The sequence below is a fragment of the Lutimaribacter marinistellae genome, assembly GCF_042648365.1.
Classification (GTDB): domain Bacteria; phylum Pseudomonadota; class Alphaproteobacteria; order Rhodobacterales; family Rhodobacteraceae; genus Lutimaribacter_A; species Lutimaribacter_A marinistellae.
Genome location: NZ_JBHRXI010000006.1, coordinates 15456 through 30154 on the forward strand (window position 1 = coordinate 15456; position 14699 = coordinate 30154).

Genomic DNA, 14699 nt, shown 5'->3' on the forward strand with positions numbered 1-14699 from the left:
CTTCGCCGCCTCTATGGCTTGACCGAAGCGCAAGCTAACGCGCTCGCCGTCCTGATCTGGGGGGCGATGTAATGCACATGGAAGCATTGCCACCCGCAGCCCGCTACCGCCATGAGAAACGCCTGACTGCTTCGATTGCCCTGACAGACCTGGACCCACAGGACGCGGCCCAAATCTGCTGCGCTGTGCTGGATGAGGTCGCAGCCGAAATGCCGGACTTGGACCCTTGGGGCAGCATCCGCTCGGATGCTGCCTTTTGGGCGGATCTCGCGCACCCGGCAGAACTGGAGAATTACGCCACCTTCGCGCTTCGCAAGTTGGGCCAGCGCGCCCTCGGAAAGCAGATGCGCAAGCGCCTGTTCAAGGAGTTGTGGCGCAGCTTCACCGATGCAGAGCGCGCCGCCTTCCTGAAGCACGTGAACGGGAGGGCCGCGTGATGGACGGACAAGATGACTGGAGCGATATCCCGCAAGTCGAGGACGTGACCGCCGCCGATGCAGTGGCCGAGGTGCAGCGGTTGGCCACGCTGAACGCCGCGGCGTATGAGAGCGAGCGCAAGCACGCCGCCGCGCGGCTGGGCTGGCGCGCATCGGTTTTGGACGCCGAGGTCAGCAAGGCGCGCCCGCGTGACATGGGTGATGGCGACAATGACAGGCCGGAGACCATCGAGAAGGTAGAGCCGTGGCCCGACCCGGTTGATGGCGCGTCCTTGGCCGAGGAGATCCGGGACCGGCTTCATGCGCATGTGATCTTCGCGGGCAGCGGCGATGCAGACGCCGCGACCTTGTGGATATTGGGATCGTATCTGATGGACACATGGCGGCTCTGGCCGCGCTTGCTCATCACGTCGCCGACGAAGCAGTGCGGCAAAAGCACATTGCTAGAGGTGATCGACGCGATGGCGCATCGGGGCTTCATCGTCTCAAACGCCAGCCCGGCGGCAATCTTCCGGGCAATCGAGGCATGGCGTCCGACGCTGCTACTGGACGAGGCCGACACCTGGATGAAGCAAAACGAGGAACTGGCCGGAGTGCTTAATTCTGGCCACACCCGCCGCACCGCCCGCGTTATCCGGGTGCAGGAGGTCAATGGCGAACACCTGCCGACCGCGTTTTCGACATGGTGCCCGATGGTGATCGCCGGGATCGGAGACCAGCGCGATACACTCATGAGCCGCAGCATCGTAATCGGCCTACGCCGCAAACTGCCCAATGAGGCGGTGCAGCGCCTGCCATTCGACCTACACGCGCAACTGTTGCGCATCCGCAGACAAGCTGCACGCTGGTCTGCCGACCATTCGTTGACCCTTGGGGCGATGGAGATCGAGCCGCCCGCCTCTGGCGACGACCGGATGCAGGACAACTTCACCGCGCTCTGGCGTATCGCAGAGGTTCTTGGAGACGTATGGCCCGAACGCATCGCCGCCGCCTACGCTGCGCAGGCGATGGCCAAGGATGACGACGCCGAACCGGCAGGCATCATGATGCTGCGCGATATCGCGGAGATTTTTGCCAGCCATAGCACAGACCGCATCGCAACCTCGGAGATCGTCGGCGACCTGATCACGATGGAAGAGCGCCCGTGGGCAGACTGGCGTCACGGCAGGCCGCTGTCGGCGCAGTCAGTGGCCAAACTGATGAAGCCTTTCGGCATCAAGGCCAAGGTGCTCAAGCTGCGCGGCGCATCGGCCCGCGTCTACCTCCGCAGCGAGGTAGAGGCCGCAGCCGCTCGCTACACGGTCCAGAAGTGTAACCCCGTAACCCTACAACAAAAACAAGAGGTTAGAGCGATTTCAAAGCGTAACCCTGCGGAAAAGGTTACACCCGCCAGATCCGACAACCCATTGATAAAAAACGAAGGTTACGGGGTTACGCCTGAGAATGCCGAGACATTTGGTTGCGAGACACAAGACGACCGGTTCAACCCCGACAACTGGAAATGACCCCGACACAGGAGACCACCATGACCGACGAAATGGAAAAGATGGCAAACGAGAAAGCCCGCGTGTTGGCCGCGCTGGACGCAGCGTTGACCGAACTTGAAACCGAGGGCGGAGATCTTCGCTTTTTCAGCGCCGCCCTACTGATGGCCGCGTTTCGCCTGCACGCCGATATCGAGGGGCCGCAGTCGCTTGTGAGTGCCGTCACCGCAGCGGCGGTGCGCGTTGCCAAGGAGCGGGGCGTTGCCGGGACCGCTTGAAGGAACTCAAAATATGTCATATGATACTTTTAACGGATCTGCGCTGATGGCGCGTCCTGACAAACCTTTTCCCGCGATGCTGATGGCTGAGCGCGAAAGAACCACCCCTCGCCAGGGCGTTCTTTTGCGCGTCTTGGCATTCGCCAGAAAAGGCACCTGAAAATGTTTATCCCTGAAAAAAACGATCTCGCCGCACGCAAGAACTGCATGGATTTCTTCCGCGACAAGGGCATCACGTCCCTGTACGACATCCAGCCCTACACGATGAGGTGGGCAGACCTTCAAGCCACCAAGAAACGGTTGGCCCGTGACGCGCGCGAAATCCTAGACAAGATCGACAAAAACACTCCTGCCGAGCGCGCCCTTGATATTGAGAACGCATTCGATGGGATGATGAACTTGCGCTATGCAATCGAGGAAGAATGCGACATTCGTACCGAGATCGGCAGCCGCGAACCGCGCGAGCACGAGTTGCCGCCGCATATCCAGAACAAGCGACCGATCGGCAGCACCATCACCGCATCGGCTGTGGACGGCGGCGAAATCGAGGGCGCGGACACCCTGTTCACCGCCTTGAAGCCGAACGAGCGATTCAAGACCTGGGCGACGGCGCAGGACGGCGGTTATAGCCGTTACAAGGGACTGAGCCTTGGCCGCTACCTGCGGGCAATGGTGACTGGCCCGGAAACCGAACTGGAACGCCGCGCCCTGAGCGAAGGGACGGACAGCGCAGGCGGTTACACAACTCCGGTTGAACTGTCGGCGCAGCTGATCGACGCAACCCGCGCGGCCAGCGTCTGCGTTCGGGCTGGCGCGCGCACCGTGCCGCTCACGTCCGATAGCAACGTGATCGCCCGCGTTGCCAGCGATCCGGTTCCGGCGTGGCGCTTGGAGGCTGGTGCGGTTGCCGAAAGCGACCCGACCTTCGACGCAGTGACCCTTGCGCCGAAATCGCTGGCGGTTCGGATGCGTATCAGCCACGAACTGATGCAGGACAGTCTCAACCTTGAGACCGAACTGCCGCGCGTCGTGGCGGCTGTAATGGCCGCAGAACTGGACCGCGTTTGCCTTCTGGGCAGCGGCAGCGCACCGGAACCGCGTGGCGTTGCCAATACCAGCGGGATCGGCACCACGGCAGTCGGGTCAGCGCTCACCAGCTACGGCAACCTCGTCACCGCGCGCACCGGCATCCTGTCGGCAAATTGCGGGCCGCTCACGGCATTCGTGATGCATCCCCGCGATGAAGGTACGTTCACCGGCCTCACCGCCACGGACGATCAGCCGTTGATGGCTCCGAAGGCAGTTGCGGAAATCCCGTGGCTGACGACCACGAGCATTCCCACCGATGGCGGCTCCGGTTCGGATGAATCCACCATCATCGCGGGCAACTTCAATCGCCTGCTGATCGGCATCCGGCAGGAGATCCGCGTCGAGGTTCTCAAGCTGGGATCGTGGGCGACCAACCTGCAATACGATCTGATTGCCCACATGCGGGCAGATGTTGCGGTCGAGCAGGCGGGCGCGTTCTACACGCTCACCGGCGTGCAAGGCTAAGGCTCTCGCCCCCTCCCGCTCTGGGAGGGGGTATCTTCGATCTCTCACCACCATTCCACGGGACCGGCGGGGGCAGCCGTTTTTCTACGCGGCCAGAATGATGGAGGTTTTGCACATGGGCAGGAAACGGACACCAGACCGGCTAAAGGTCGTCGCAGGGACCGACCGGCCTTGCCGGATGAACCCTGACGCACCTGCGGCACCTGTGGCCGCTCCCGAGGCTCCTGCGTGGCTCTCCGAGCGTGCAACGGAGATCTTCGACGGGATCACGCTGATGCTGGTGGAAATGCAGATTGCATCGGTCGCGGATACCTGGGCGCAGGCCATGCTTGCCAGCCGCCTGGAGGAAATCGAGGTCTGCACGGCGGTCCTGGAGGATGGCGGGCGTACCTATCTCACCACGGCAACGAGCGGCGACAAGCTGGTGCGGGCGCGGCCTGAGGTGGCGCAACGGTCGGAAGCGATGCGGCACGCGCAGTCGCTCTTGGCAGAGTTTGGCCTGACCCCTGCGGCCAGATCTCGCGTCAGCGCGAACAAGACCCCGGATCAAAACCCCTTCGCTGCACTGGACCGGATGACATGAAGGCACCGATACGGAAACCCGCGAAGCCCGAGGGCAAAGCGACACGCTCGCCCTGGGACGATCCTGACTTTCGGATCTATGGCTTCAATGCGTCGTGGTGGCCGCTTCTGCGGCTGGTGAATGACGGACGGACAAAGGAACAGGAATAGGCTGGCCTGCCCGCGTTGTCTTTGAGCGCATCAGGCCCGGTATAGACGGCGAGTCACGTTAGAACCCCGTCAAGGCGCGGTCCCTAGCCTCCTATGTGAAGGGACGCGGCGCAGGCCAGCACGTCGAGAGGCGGGGCTGGCCTTTTCTTTCCTCGCCGGCGAAGGTCCATTTCCAGACGACCGGCGATGATTAACCTTCAATATCATTCAACCGGTCACGGGCCGCTTGCAGAACATTTTCTTGGAATCGGTCAGGGAAACGCAAAACAACAGCTTCCGCACTCAAATCGAGCATCTGTCGTTCCTTTAGCAAAAAGTACCCATCTGACGGTTGAGTCTGCATCGCTAGATCTCGCAACGTCGCTTCGACCCCCACCCTTGCAATCTTCTGGCGCGTGCGACTTAACCTGATTGTCTTTCCTCTTTCCGTGCTGAGAACTTGCTCCAATGCCGTGATGCTCCTCCAGAAATCCAACACTAGCGGGTCGTTAACGTCGTCCACATCAAGGGAGGCCCGTACTTCGATAAGCCGCCTTCTTGCGGCGTCTTCGACCTCGGATGCGCCTTCTCGGATGGCGTTGGAAATCCAGTTTCGTAACTTGGTTTCGTCGTCACACCGGGCAATTTGCTCAAGAATTTTCTGATACCGCGACATACTCACATCCTTGATGGTTGTCGCACAAGCATATCAGTTTGCCCTAGCCTCATCACAGTCTGATTTCGGACGTTCACCGCGCGCTGGCGATCCGCGCCCGCGCCGAAATGCGGCTGGCCGAGGAATACGACGCTGCGCAAGAGCGCGGCGAGGTTGCAAAGCGTGGCTGGGAAAGTGGTGTTGATAAGGACAACATCACTACCAGCGCAGACCTCGGCATTCGTCGCGACGAAATCCACGAGGCCCGCAAGTTCCGCGATGCAGAGGCATCTCATCTGGGCCGCGCTTTCTGTTGATTCTGGGCAGGTGACAAAACGCAGCGGAAACTAGTGACAAATCCGGTGACAAGGCAAAAGATCAAAGCGCTTTACCAAGCATCACACTTGCGTAAGCTTTTGTTTTTGTGATGTTTTCTGGTGCCCCCACACGGACTCGAACCGCGGACCTACTGATTACAAATCAGTTGCTCTACCAGCTGAGCTATAGGGGCACTGGAAGCTCGCTTATACGGGCTGTGCCATCTGTGCAAGTCATATTCACAGCTCTTGCCCGCGGGTTTGACTGCGCTTGCGGCAAGGGGTAACCCAAGACGGGCGGCCAGGACGACGGGAGTAGAACGCCGATATGCAGTTGGTTTTCCACACCGGGGCCCACGCGACCGACGAGGATCGCCTTCTCAAGACACTGTTGCGCAACGCCGATGACCTGTCCGCACTCGGCGCAGCGATTCCCCGACCGGTCAGATATCGCGGCCTGATGAAGAAGACTTTTGCCGCACTGGAGGAGGGCGAACCGAATCCTGATGGGCGTGATGTGTTACTCGATGCCTTCATTGGCGATCAGAGCGTCGATCGCGTGATCCTGTCCCATTTCGATTTCTTCGGTACGAGCTGGTCGGCCATCCGGGATGGTATGTTTTATCCGCTCGCAGCACCTCGCATGGCGCAATTGGCCAGCATCTTTGCCTTTGACGAGGTCGAAATGTTCATGGCGATCCGAAACCCCGCCAGCTTTGTCCCGGTCATTCTCTCGCGCCTGTCGACCGAACATCGTGACCAAATCCTCCGCACTACCGATATCGGGGCGCTGCGCTGGTCAGACCTCATTCATCGAATCCGGGAAGAAGCTCCACAGGTTCGGCTGACGATCTGGTGCAACGAGGATACGCCGCTGATCTGGGGCGAAGTGGTACGGGAACTGGCAGGCCTTGATCATGGAGAGAAGATAAAGGGCGGCTTTGCGCTTCTGGCCGAGATCATGTCGCAAGAGGGGATGTCCCGCTTTCGCACTTACCTGCATGAGCATCCCGAACTGACCGAGATGCAAAAGCGCCGGGTGATATCCGCTTTCCTGGACAAGTACGCGATTGATGAGGCCCTAGAGGAAGAACTGGACTTGCCGGGCTGGACAGAGGATCACATCGAAGCGCTCACAGAGATCTATGACGACGACGTGCTAGAGATCCAGCGCATTCCTGGTGTGAGCTTTATCGCGCCTTGATAGGCAACCGGGGCCGTCCTGCTGACGGCCACACGGCTACTAAGAGGTTCAACTCATGCCGAGCGCTTCCTTGTACATCTCCAGAACGGCTTCTTCCTCGGCAATGTCATCCTTGTCACGTTTACGGAGAGCGATCACCTTGCGCATGACCTTGGTGTCGTAGCCGCGCGCCTTAGCCTCGGCCATGACTTCCTTTTGCTGTTCGGCTACGGTTTTCTTCTCTTCTTCCAAGCGTTCGAAACGCTCGATGAACTGGCGCAGCTCACCTGCGGTAACGCGGTAGTTTTCGGTAACCTGATTGTCGTCCTGCATGTCGTCCATGAAAGGCACTCCTGCTCGTCTTGGGGCAGCAAGCGGGATACAATTGCTCAGGCCCTGCCGCAAGACGGCAATTCCGCCTGTGCTTGCACCCTTCGCGACGATCCGCTAACGCGAGGCCGCAACCTCCGGAAAGGGGTCGATAAAGATGTTCGAAGCCATGATATGGGCCGGCACCGGCCTTTCGATTGCCGGCCTCGCAGGGCTTGTCTGGTCGATCGTCAAAGTCGCCAAAGCGCGTCGAGCGAACTTGCCCGACGAGGAACTGCGTGCTGCGGTTCAGGCGGTATTGCCGTGGAATCTTGGCGCGCTGTTCTTGTCCGTGATCGGACTTATGCTGGTGATGCTCGGAATTTCGTTGGGCTGACCAAAGAAAAGCGCCGTCAGATCGGCATGTTGTCGAACCGTGCCTCGATCGCTTCGTCACAAAGCATGGCATCCAACCGCCGCAACTTCGACGGGATCTTGGCGCCTTGTGCGCGCAAATCGTCAATCAACATGCTGACCTTGGGCTGCATTTCCAGCCTCGCCTCCCGGGGCGCTCCCGCCAAGGTTCTTTCAAGACGCTCGGCCTCGAGAATCAAATCGTTCGCGGTCATCGGTGCTCCTCCCAAATCACAGTCAGTCCAGTTCCAGTCTAAGGTAACAGCGGCGCGACGCCTTGCAGGTTTGCCGCAACAGACCGTGTTTTTCGATCACTTGCCGCAAGGACGTGCGACTCTGCGCAGGCTTGATCATTTTCCTCGCATAGTTTCCATGGCTGTACTTTGCGACAGGTCAAACTCGTTTTCGGGTTTTCACCATTGCAACACATTCGCTAATTGCTATATGATGTTCTGAAACCAAGCGGAGACGACCATGAAACCCTTTGTCAAAGCCTTTTTCGACGAGGCAACGAATACCGTCTCGTATGTCGTACGCGAACCTGAAGGGCGCGCCTGTGCGATTGTCGACAGTGTTCTCGATTTCGACCACGCTTCCGGTCGGACCGATACCCGCTCAGCCGACGAGATCATTGCCTATGTGCAGGGCGAAGGTCTGAACGTTGAATGGATCCTGGAAAGCCACGTCCACGCTGACCACCTGTCAGCTGCACCCTACATTCAGGAAAAGACCGGCGGCAAAATCGGCATCGGTCGCAACATCACCGTGGTTCAGGACACTTTTGGCAAGGTCTTCAACGAAGGGACAGAGTTCCAGCGCGACGGCAGCCAGTTCGACCAGCTGTTCGACGAAGGCGACAGCTTTCATGTCGGACAGTTGCGTGGCGATGTCCTGCATACGCCTGGACATACCCCGGCCTGTTTGACCTACGTCATTGGTGATGCGGCGTTCGTCGGCGACACCCTCTTCATGCCCGACTTCGGAACGGCACGCTGCGACTTTCCGGGCGGCTCGTCGAAAACACTCTACGAGTCGATCCAGAAGATCCTGTCCCTGCCCGACGAGACGCGGATTTACGTAGGCCACGATTACAAGGCGCCCGGTCGAGATGAATATGCCTGGGAAACGACTGTGGGCGAACAGAAAGCACTAAACGTTCATATCGGCCAGGGCAAATCGATCGAAGAATTCGTGCAAATGCGCGATGCCCGCGATGCGACGCTCGGGATGCCCCGTCTTATCCTGCCTTCGCTTCAGGTGAACATGCGGGCTGGTCAGATGCCTCCGGCAGACGAAAAAGGCGATGTCTTTCTGAAACTTCCGGTCAACAAGATCTGAACACGGCGAGGCCGGATGCATCCGGCCTCGCCCCTCATCCATCGCCCTGCGGCGGACGAACAAACGCGCGAACACGGGAACACGAACATGGAAACGGATTGGATTTGGGGACTCGTAGGGGGTCTCATGATCGGGTTGGGCGGCGCAGTTTACCTGCTAGGAAACGGCCGCATCATGGGGGCCAGCGGCATACTTGGCGGCCTTGTCGATGGCTCGGGCTGGAGCACGGCAACCGAACGGCTGCTCTTCATTCTCGGGGTGGTCGTCACACCGCTTATCCTGTGGCCACTCTACTCGACCGAAATCAGTACGCATTTGACAAGTGACCTGTCCGTGGTGGTGATTGCCGGGCTTCTCGTCGGCGTCGGCACCCGTGTCGCAAATGGATGCACCTCCGGCCACGGCGTCTGTGGCATGTCCCGACTTTCGCTGCGCGGCATCGTTGCAACAGTGTTCTACATCCTCGCCGGCGGGCTCACCCTCGCGATCTTTCGCCATGTTCTGGGAGTGATCTGATGCGCAATCTCCTTTCTCTTCTGGCGGGCGCACTTTTCGGTGCAGGGCTGTTCGTTTCCGGCATGACGGACACCACCAAGGTACAGGGCTGGTTGGATGTCTTCGGAAACTGGGATCCGACGCTCGCTTTCGTGATGGGCGGTGCCATGATTCCGATGTTCGTCGCTTGGCGCCTCACGCATGGTCGCCGTCCATTGGCAGGCGGAGATTTTCCTGCCCTCCCCCGTCCTGAACTCGATCACCGCCTGATTATCGGCTCGGTCCTGTTTGGCATGGGCTGGGGGCTTGCAGGCTTGTGCCCGGGGCCGGCCATGGCTTCGATCACCTATGGCGGTATTGGCGGGCTGGTCTTCATGGGGGCCATGATCGCCGGGATGCTGTTGGCACCTATGGTCGCTTCGCGTCTGGACAGGCTGGCGGCAGCGACGTAAAGGACAAGAGATGGATATACGCCCGATAACACCCGCATACTCGGTCTCCCCACAAATCTCGGTCGATGACGTTCCAGCGATCGCAAAGGCAGGTTTCGTCCGCGTCATTTGCAATCGCCCAAATGCCGAGGTTCCTCCGAGCCACGACACCGAGACGATCGGCGCAGCTTGTCGTGAGGCCGGTCTTGATTATCAGGTACTCGAACTCACGCATCAGACCATGACGCCAGAGAACGTTGCGCGGCAGGTAGAAATGATTGCTGACGCCGGCGGCCCGGTTCTGGCCTATTGCGCATCGGGCACGCGCAGCACGGTCGCATGGGCGCTCGGTTCGGCCGGAAAGATGAGCGCAGACGACATCCTGACGAAGGCGCGAGCCGCTGGTTACCAGATCGATCAGTTACGCCCAGCGCTTCAGGCACAGGCCAGCTAAGACAACCCACTAAGTGGGGAGCCGCAGCCAAGACGCGGCTCCTTCAGGCGGATCGGACGCTTTTCGCACAGACTATTGCGATCACGTCCCAAACTCGTCTTCACCCAAACCTGCAAGTGCGGAGATCTCCGCAGCGGTCGCCTCGTGGATGGCAAGTGGAGCTTGTCCTTCTTGAACGTCCAGCGGCGCACCATCGATCTCTTGCACCTTTGCTTCATCGAACAACGACGGATGTGCTGACCGCGAAGTAGCGATCGGTTTCGACTCCAGACCGACGAATGAGTCTTCATAAGGCGTCACTTCGGAAGGTTCCGGCAGTTTCTCGTTGAGGCGCAATGCCCGCATTCCACGGCATTGTCCAAGTCGCCCTTGGGCCACTCTTCGTTCGTCAATCGCTGTCAGGTGCGTTTTGTCGAGTTTTGCCCCAACCAGTGGAAGCACTGCCCCCGGCGTCAGGGCATAGAGCTCGGACAGTGTGAGCCGGATGCGCACGAGTTCGGCGTTCAGGTCGACTCGGATCATCCCTGCTGCGTCTGAAAGGGCCGGTCCAGATGGCACTTCGGCTGCGGCGCCCGAGCCATCCTGCACCCCGAAATCAGGCAGGATGAGCGTACCGTGGCCTTGTGCTTTGCCTGCCTCTATCTCGATCGTCAGGTCGAAAACACGGTAGCGCTCGGCGGCAAGAGCAAGGCCCACCGACCTGCGATCGGGCAGACGGGCGCAGAATTCATACCCGTTCAGGCATTGTCGATCATCCATGCTATCCGCCAGGTCTTCGGCGCGTGAGAACAAGCCTTCCAGTAACGGGGCAACCATTGCGGCATCCGTGGAGGTGAAGGGGCGACTGTCAGTCGGCCCCTCTAGAAGCGTGCCCATCGTCTGCTTCTGGATGATCGACGAAACGCAGGCGAGATCGAGGCATGCGGCACCCAACCGGTTTTCCGGCCCGGCCAGCAAAAGGTAAAGCCGTTCCTCGGGCACCGCTTTGGATACGTCTTCGTGGCTACAGCGGAGTTGCGTGGCCCCGATTACGGTCATCGACAGGCCAAACTCCTCATCTGCTGCCCGTGCTAACCCCAAGCGTAAGGCACGAAGGACAGAACGCGCTGTTCCGCCTGGCACATCTTGCCGCGCAGCCGCCACCTTGCGGGCTATTGCCGTCTGACCGTCACTCATTGTTCCCTGAACACTGTATAATTGCGATACCTCACAACTAGGTCAGTCAGGTTACCAAGCTCTTACGCGCTTTCATTCTGCCGCAAGATCTCGCGCCACGGGCATGCTGACACGGAACGCAGCACCGTCCTGCCCGCCAAGATAGGTTATCTCGCCGCCAAGCCGATGCATCACCTCTCGGCAAATCGCTAATCCCAACCCCGCGCCACCCGCCTTTTCGGAGCTGACCCGGGCAAACTTCTCGAAGATCATAGATTGTGCCTCTGACGGAATACCGCTTCCGTTGTCGATGAAATCGACGACAACCTGCCCACCCACATCATGCACCGAAACCGTCAGCACCGGCTCGGACGCATCGCAGTATTTCTGCGCGTTCGCGATGATGTTGATGAAGACCTGGGCGAGCCGGTCGAGGTCGGAGCGAACGAGTATGCGCTCTGCCGCGCGGTGCCGACGCAATCGGATCGGCCGTTCGACCCCCGTGAGTGCAGCCGACACCGCACGATCAATGACCTTGCCGAGCTCGCCGCTCACCATGTCCAAGGTAAACTGCCGGTTCTCCAAGACACTGAGATCAAGCAGGTCATCCAGCAACCGCGTCAGGCGCAACGCCTCGTCTTGGATGATCCCGGCATAGCGTTGACGGTCTTCTGCGCTCAATTCGCCCTCTTCGCGCAATATCTCGGAAAAGGCCCGAATCGATGTCATCGGCGTTCGCAACTCGTGGCTGATCTGTCCCAGAAAAGCGTCCTTTTGCTGCGATATCTGGGTCAGTTTCTCGTTCGCTTCGCGCAACTTCAGAGCGGTACGCGACAACTCGGCCGATTTTGTCTCAAGCCGGCTGGAATACTCCATCAATTGCGCTGACTCGTCGGCAACGGCCAGCAGATCCTCTACCGACACCGAAGACCCGCCGACGATCTGCCCGATCATCGCGTGGGCCGCAGCCGCACCGACCGAACTGCCCAGCCTGCGTTCCAGCTTTTCCAGGAAGGTCGGTGTAGGCTCCGGAAGATGCCCGCGCATTCCCTGCCGCTGAGCCTCGGCGAGAAAGAACTCCTGCGCTTCGCGCGCACCGAGGATGCGCTGCGACATTATCATGAGATCCTCGCTTTGCGCGACAGAGCCTGTCCAACCGCGAGGACCCGCGGAATGGTCGAATACATTGACAAACTGCGCGCCCTGCAAGCGTTCCATGGGGCTGGGAAAGGTAATCAGGGAACCAATGCAGAATGCCGCAGCGTTCAACACCATCGACCACATCACCGTATGCACCATTGGATCGATACCCTCGATCCCAAACAAAGCCTGCGGCCTCAACCAGCCCATGCCAAAGGGCCCCTGGCTCAAAACCGCCTCTGTCATCAAGGCCCCACCCATGTTGGGCAAAAGCAGCGTGTAGACCCACAAGATGAAGCCGACCGAAAGCCCGACCAACGCGCCGGTCCGGGTGGCGCCACGCCAGAACAGGCCGCCCACCAGCGCAGGCAGTATTTGTGCGATCCCTGCGAAGGCAATCAGCCCGATGGACGCCAGCGCGGCGCCACCGCCCGATAGCCGGTAGTAAAAATAGCCGAGCGCCATGACGACTGCGATCGCGATCCGCCGGGACAGGAGGACAACCTCTCGCACATCCCCTGAAACGGACGCTCCGCCGCCCTGTGCGCGCAACCAGATCGGCATGACGATGTGGTTCGACACCATGGTAGACAATGCCATTGCAGCCACGATCACCATCGATGTCGCGGAAGAGAAACCGCCAATGAACGACAGCATCGCCAGACCTTCGTGACCCTGCGATAGCGGGATGGTCAATACGAACTGGTCCGGGTTGGCGCCAGCCGGCATCAGGTCAAGTCCGACAACGGCGATCGGCACGACAAAAAGGCTCATCAGCAGCAGATAAAGCGGAAAGGCCCAGGCGGCCGTCCGCAAATGCCGTTCATCGTCGTTCTCGACCACCATGACCTGGAACATTCGAGGCAAACAAATGAAAGCGGCAGCAGCAAGAAAGGTAATGGCCGTCCAACGGCCGCGATCGACTTGCCACGTGCCGATCTCGGAGGCATCAATTCGCGCCATCGTCGCAGCAACACCGCCAGACAGGCCCCAGACGACGAAGACCCCGACCGCAAGCAGGGCGATCAGCTTGACCACAGCTTCGACTGCGACCGCGGTCATTACGCCATGATGCCGCTCATTCGCGTCAAGATTGCGTGTTCCGAAAAGGATGGCAAAGACAGCAAGCCCCACTGCTACCCAGAAAACACTGCCGCCGTCACGATACACGGCCGCTGATGGATCGGCCTGCGCAAAGGTTTCGAAGGAAAGTGTGATCGATTGCAGTTGCAATGCGATGTAGGGTGTTACGCCAAGAACAGCTAGGATGGTGACACAGATAGCCAGCGTGTTCGATTTACCGTAGCGCGAAGAGATCAGGTCCGCGATCGATGTGACCCTCTGGCTGCGTCCCACGCGAACGAGTTTTCGCAGCCCCCACCACCAACCCACGATGACGATGGTCGGACCGAGGTAGATCGTGATGAATTCCAGTCCCGAACGTGCGGCATAGCCCACCGCCCCGTAAAAGGTCCACGCCGTACAATAAATCGACAGGGACAATGTGTAGACAAGCGGAGAGCGAAGCCATGTGCTGCGCCCGCGCGAGGCGAGCCTGTCCGCTGCAAAGGCAACGCCGAACAGGAACACCACGTAGGCGAGGCAGACCATGATAAGCGTGTTCAGCGTCGCCATCAGATCGGATCCCTGTCTTGCACCTCTCGACCGGTCCAGCGTCGTGCGGCAATGCCGAACAAGATCGCCACGAGAACCAGCAACGCCCATACGGTGAATACGTAGAGGATTGCAGCTGACATCGGCACCGGTTCGGCACCTTCGGAACCTGACGGCCACAAGAGCGGTACTGCAAACAGAGCGGCGGCCAAGACAGGCAACAGGCGCGCCGCATCATTCAGGCGTCTGCGGCGATAACTCTGTCGCTCCAGGAATACCGGCGGCGGCGCTGCCGGTGCGGCCCCGTCTTCGGGGTCGCGGGTCATGAACGCTGCGCCTGTGCGTGCAGGTCACGTACTGCTGTCAGAACCTCGGTGTTCGAAAACGGTTTGGTCATGAACCGGCTGACACCCGCCTTCTCGGCCATGTCACGATCCTTGCTCTGCCCGCGCGCGGTCAGCATCAGTATCGGAAGCCCTTCCATCCCCTCGATTTCCCGAACTTCGCGCAGGATCTCCATCCCACTTTTACCTGGTAGCATCAGGTCAAGAATGACCAGATCAGGGCGCGTGTCCGAAACCTTGCCGACCGCGGTGCTGCCATCATCATGCGTTTCTACCTGCCAGCCCTCGCGTGTCAGCAGAAAACGGATCGCTTCGGTAATGTTCGGTTCGTCCTCGATCAGCAAGACCTTGCGGTTCATGCGCGCCCTTCCTCCCCCGGTGGTCTT

At 59.8% G+C, this 14699-nt stretch carries 20 protein-coding genes and 1 tRNA gene; 13 read left to right on the forward strand and 8 right to left on the reverse strand.

What is annotated here, in order from left to right; translation table 11 throughout:
• Positions 1 to 71: 71 nt before the first annotated feature.
• From ACFORG_RS07285 to ACFORG_RS07310, 6 genes are all read left to right on the forward strand, one after another.
• Positions 72 to 437 (forward strand): hypothetical protein, encoded by a 366-nt coding sequence (locus ACFORG_RS07285; RefSeq protein WP_386734747.1) that lies wholly within the window; start codon positions 72 to 74, stop codon positions 435 to 437.
• Entirely contained in the window at positions 437 to 1942 is a 1506-nt protein-coding gene (locus ACFORG_RS07290; protein ID WP_386734748.1) for a DUF3631 domain-containing protein, read from the forward strand. The genes ACFORG_RS07285 and ACFORG_RS07290 overlap by 1 nt, the downstream gene beginning before the upstream one ends.
• Positions 1943 to 1962: 20 nt before the next feature.
• Positions 1963 to 2199, forward strand: a complete 237-nt coding sequence (locus tag ACFORG_RS07295) for a hypothetical protein (protein WP_386734749.1) — start codon at positions 1963 to 1965, stop codon at positions 2197 to 2199.
• A 162-nt stretch (positions 2200 to 2361) separates the two neighbouring features.
• The gene (locus ACFORG_RS07300; RefSeq protein WP_386734750.1) at positions 2362 to 3753 is read left to right on the forward strand and encodes a phage major capsid protein; all 1392 of its coding nucleotides are present in this window, start codon (positions 2362 to 2364) and stop codon (positions 3751 to 3753) included.
• A gap of 115 nt (positions 3754 to 3868) precedes the next feature.
• Positions 3869 to 4336 carry a P27 family phage terminase small subunit gene (locus ACFORG_RS07305; protein ID WP_386734751.1) on the forward strand — a complete coding sequence of 156 codons (468 nt, stop codon included), beginning with the start codon at positions 3869 to 3871 and terminating at the stop codon, positions 4334 to 4336.
• On the forward strand, positions 4333 to 4485 hold the full coding sequence (locus ACFORG_RS07310) for a hypothetical protein (protein ID WP_386734752.1): 153 nt from the start codon (positions 4333 to 4335) through the stop codon (positions 4483 to 4485). Before ACFORG_RS07305 ends, ACFORG_RS07310 begins: the two co-directional genes overlap by 4 nt.
• A gap of 190 nt (positions 4486 to 4675) precedes the next feature.
• Here the strand turns inward: ACFORG_RS07310 and ACFORG_RS07315 are convergent, their stop codons facing one another.
• A complete protein-coding gene (locus tag ACFORG_RS07315; RefSeq protein WP_386734753.1) occupies positions 4676 to 5140 on the reverse strand; it encodes a hypothetical protein in 465 nt (154 codons plus the stop codon).
• A 107-nt stretch (positions 5141 to 5247) separates the two neighbouring features.
• Between ACFORG_RS07315 and ACFORG_RS07320 the strand changes: the two genes are divergently transcribed.
• Positions 5248 to 5436, forward strand: coding sequence for a hypothetical protein (locus ACFORG_RS07320; RefSeq protein ID WP_386734754.1), 189 nt, complete (start codon positions 5248 to 5250; stop codon positions 5434 to 5436).
• 118 nt (positions 5437 to 5554) lie between these two features.
• On the opposite strand, the gene ACFORG_RS07325 is transcribed toward ACFORG_RS07320, so the two are convergent.
• Positions 5555 to 5630, reverse strand: a tRNA-Thr gene (locus ACFORG_RS07325).
• Positions 5631 to 5764: 134 nt separating this feature from the next.
• Between ACFORG_RS07325 and ACFORG_RS07330 the strand changes: the two genes are divergently transcribed.
• Positions 5765 to 6640 (forward strand): hypothetical protein, encoded by an 876-nt coding sequence (locus ACFORG_RS07330; RefSeq protein WP_386734755.1) that lies wholly within the window; start codon positions 5765 to 5767, stop codon positions 6638 to 6640.
• 48 nt (positions 6641 to 6688) lie between these two features.
• Here the strand turns inward: ACFORG_RS07330 and ACFORG_RS07335 are convergent, their stop codons facing one another.
• On the reverse strand, positions 6689 to 6961 hold the full coding sequence (locus ACFORG_RS07335) for a DUF2312 domain-containing protein (protein WP_386734756.1): 273 nt from the start codon (positions 6959 to 6961) through the stop codon (positions 6689 to 6691).
• A gap of 145 nt (positions 6962 to 7106) precedes the next feature.
• On the opposite strand from ACFORG_RS07335, the gene ACFORG_RS07340 reads away from it, so the two are divergent.
• Positions 7107 to 7325: a hypothetical protein gene (locus ACFORG_RS07340; RefSeq protein WP_386734757.1), complete on the forward strand. Its 219-nt coding sequence runs from the start codon at positions 7107 to 7109 to the stop codon at positions 7323 to 7325.
• Positions 7326 to 7341: 16 nt separating this feature from the next.
• Here the strand turns inward: ACFORG_RS07340 and ACFORG_RS07345 are convergent, their stop codons facing one another.
• Positions 7342 to 7557, reverse strand: a complete 216-nt coding sequence (locus ACFORG_RS07345; protein ID WP_386734758.1) for a hypothetical protein — start codon at positions 7555 to 7557, stop codon at positions 7342 to 7344.
• A gap of 259 nt (positions 7558 to 7816) precedes the next feature.
• Here ACFORG_RS07345 and ACFORG_RS07350 point away from each other — a divergent pair, with 259 nt between their 5' ends.
• The 4 genes from ACFORG_RS07350 to ACFORG_RS07365 all read left to right on the forward strand — a co-directional run bounded on the left by ACFORG_RS07350 (position 7817) and on the right by ACFORG_RS07365 (position 10060).
• A complete protein-coding gene (locus ACFORG_RS07350) occupies positions 7817 to 8680 on the forward strand; it encodes an MBL fold metallo-hydrolase (RefSeq protein WP_386734760.1) in 864 nt (287 codons plus the stop codon).
• Between the two features lie 87 nt (positions 8681 to 8767).
• Positions 8768 to 9196, forward strand: a complete 429-nt coding sequence (locus ACFORG_RS07355; protein WP_386734761.1) for a YeeE/YedE family protein — start codon at positions 8768 to 8770, stop codon at positions 9194 to 9196.
• Positions 9196 to 9627 (forward strand): DUF6691 family protein, encoded by a 432-nt coding sequence (locus ACFORG_RS07360; RefSeq protein WP_386734762.1) that lies wholly within the window; start codon positions 9196 to 9198, stop codon positions 9625 to 9627. The genes ACFORG_RS07355 and ACFORG_RS07360 overlap by 1 nt, the downstream gene beginning before the upstream one ends.
• A 10-nt stretch (positions 9628 to 9637) precedes the next feature.
• A complete protein-coding gene (locus tag ACFORG_RS07365; protein ID WP_386734763.1) occupies positions 9638 to 10060 on the forward strand; it encodes a TIGR01244 family sulfur transferase in 423 nt (140 codons plus the stop codon).
• Positions 10061 to 10141: 81 nt separating this feature from the next.
• Here the strand turns inward: ACFORG_RS07365 and ACFORG_RS07370 are convergent, their stop codons facing one another.
• The 4 genes from ACFORG_RS07370 to ACFORG_RS07385 all read right to left on the reverse strand — a co-directional run bounded on the left by ACFORG_RS07370 (position 10142) and on the right by ACFORG_RS07385 (position 14672).
• Positions 10142 to 11098 (reverse strand): FliM/FliN family flagellar motor C-terminal domain-containing protein, encoded by a 957-nt coding sequence (locus ACFORG_RS07370; RefSeq protein WP_386734764.1) that lies wholly within the window; start codon positions 11096 to 11098, stop codon positions 10142 to 10144.
• A gap of 210 nt (positions 11099 to 11308) precedes the next feature.
• Entirely contained in the window at positions 11309 to 13990 is a 2682-nt protein-coding gene (locus tag ACFORG_RS07375) for an ATP-binding protein (RefSeq protein WP_386734765.1), read from the reverse strand.
• On the reverse strand, positions 13990 to 14295 hold the full coding sequence (locus ACFORG_RS07380; protein ID WP_386734766.1) for a hypothetical protein: 306 nt from the start codon (positions 14293 to 14295) through the stop codon (positions 13990 to 13992). The genes ACFORG_RS07375 and ACFORG_RS07380 overlap by 1 nt, the downstream gene beginning before the upstream one ends.
• Complete coding sequence (locus tag ACFORG_RS07385; protein WP_386734767.1) at positions 14292 to 14672, reverse strand: response regulator transcription factor; 381 nt, start codon at positions 14670 to 14672, stop codon at positions 14292 to 14294. The genes ACFORG_RS07380 and ACFORG_RS07385 overlap by 4 nt, the downstream gene beginning before the upstream one ends.
• Positions 14673 to 14699: the final 27 nt, after the last annotated feature.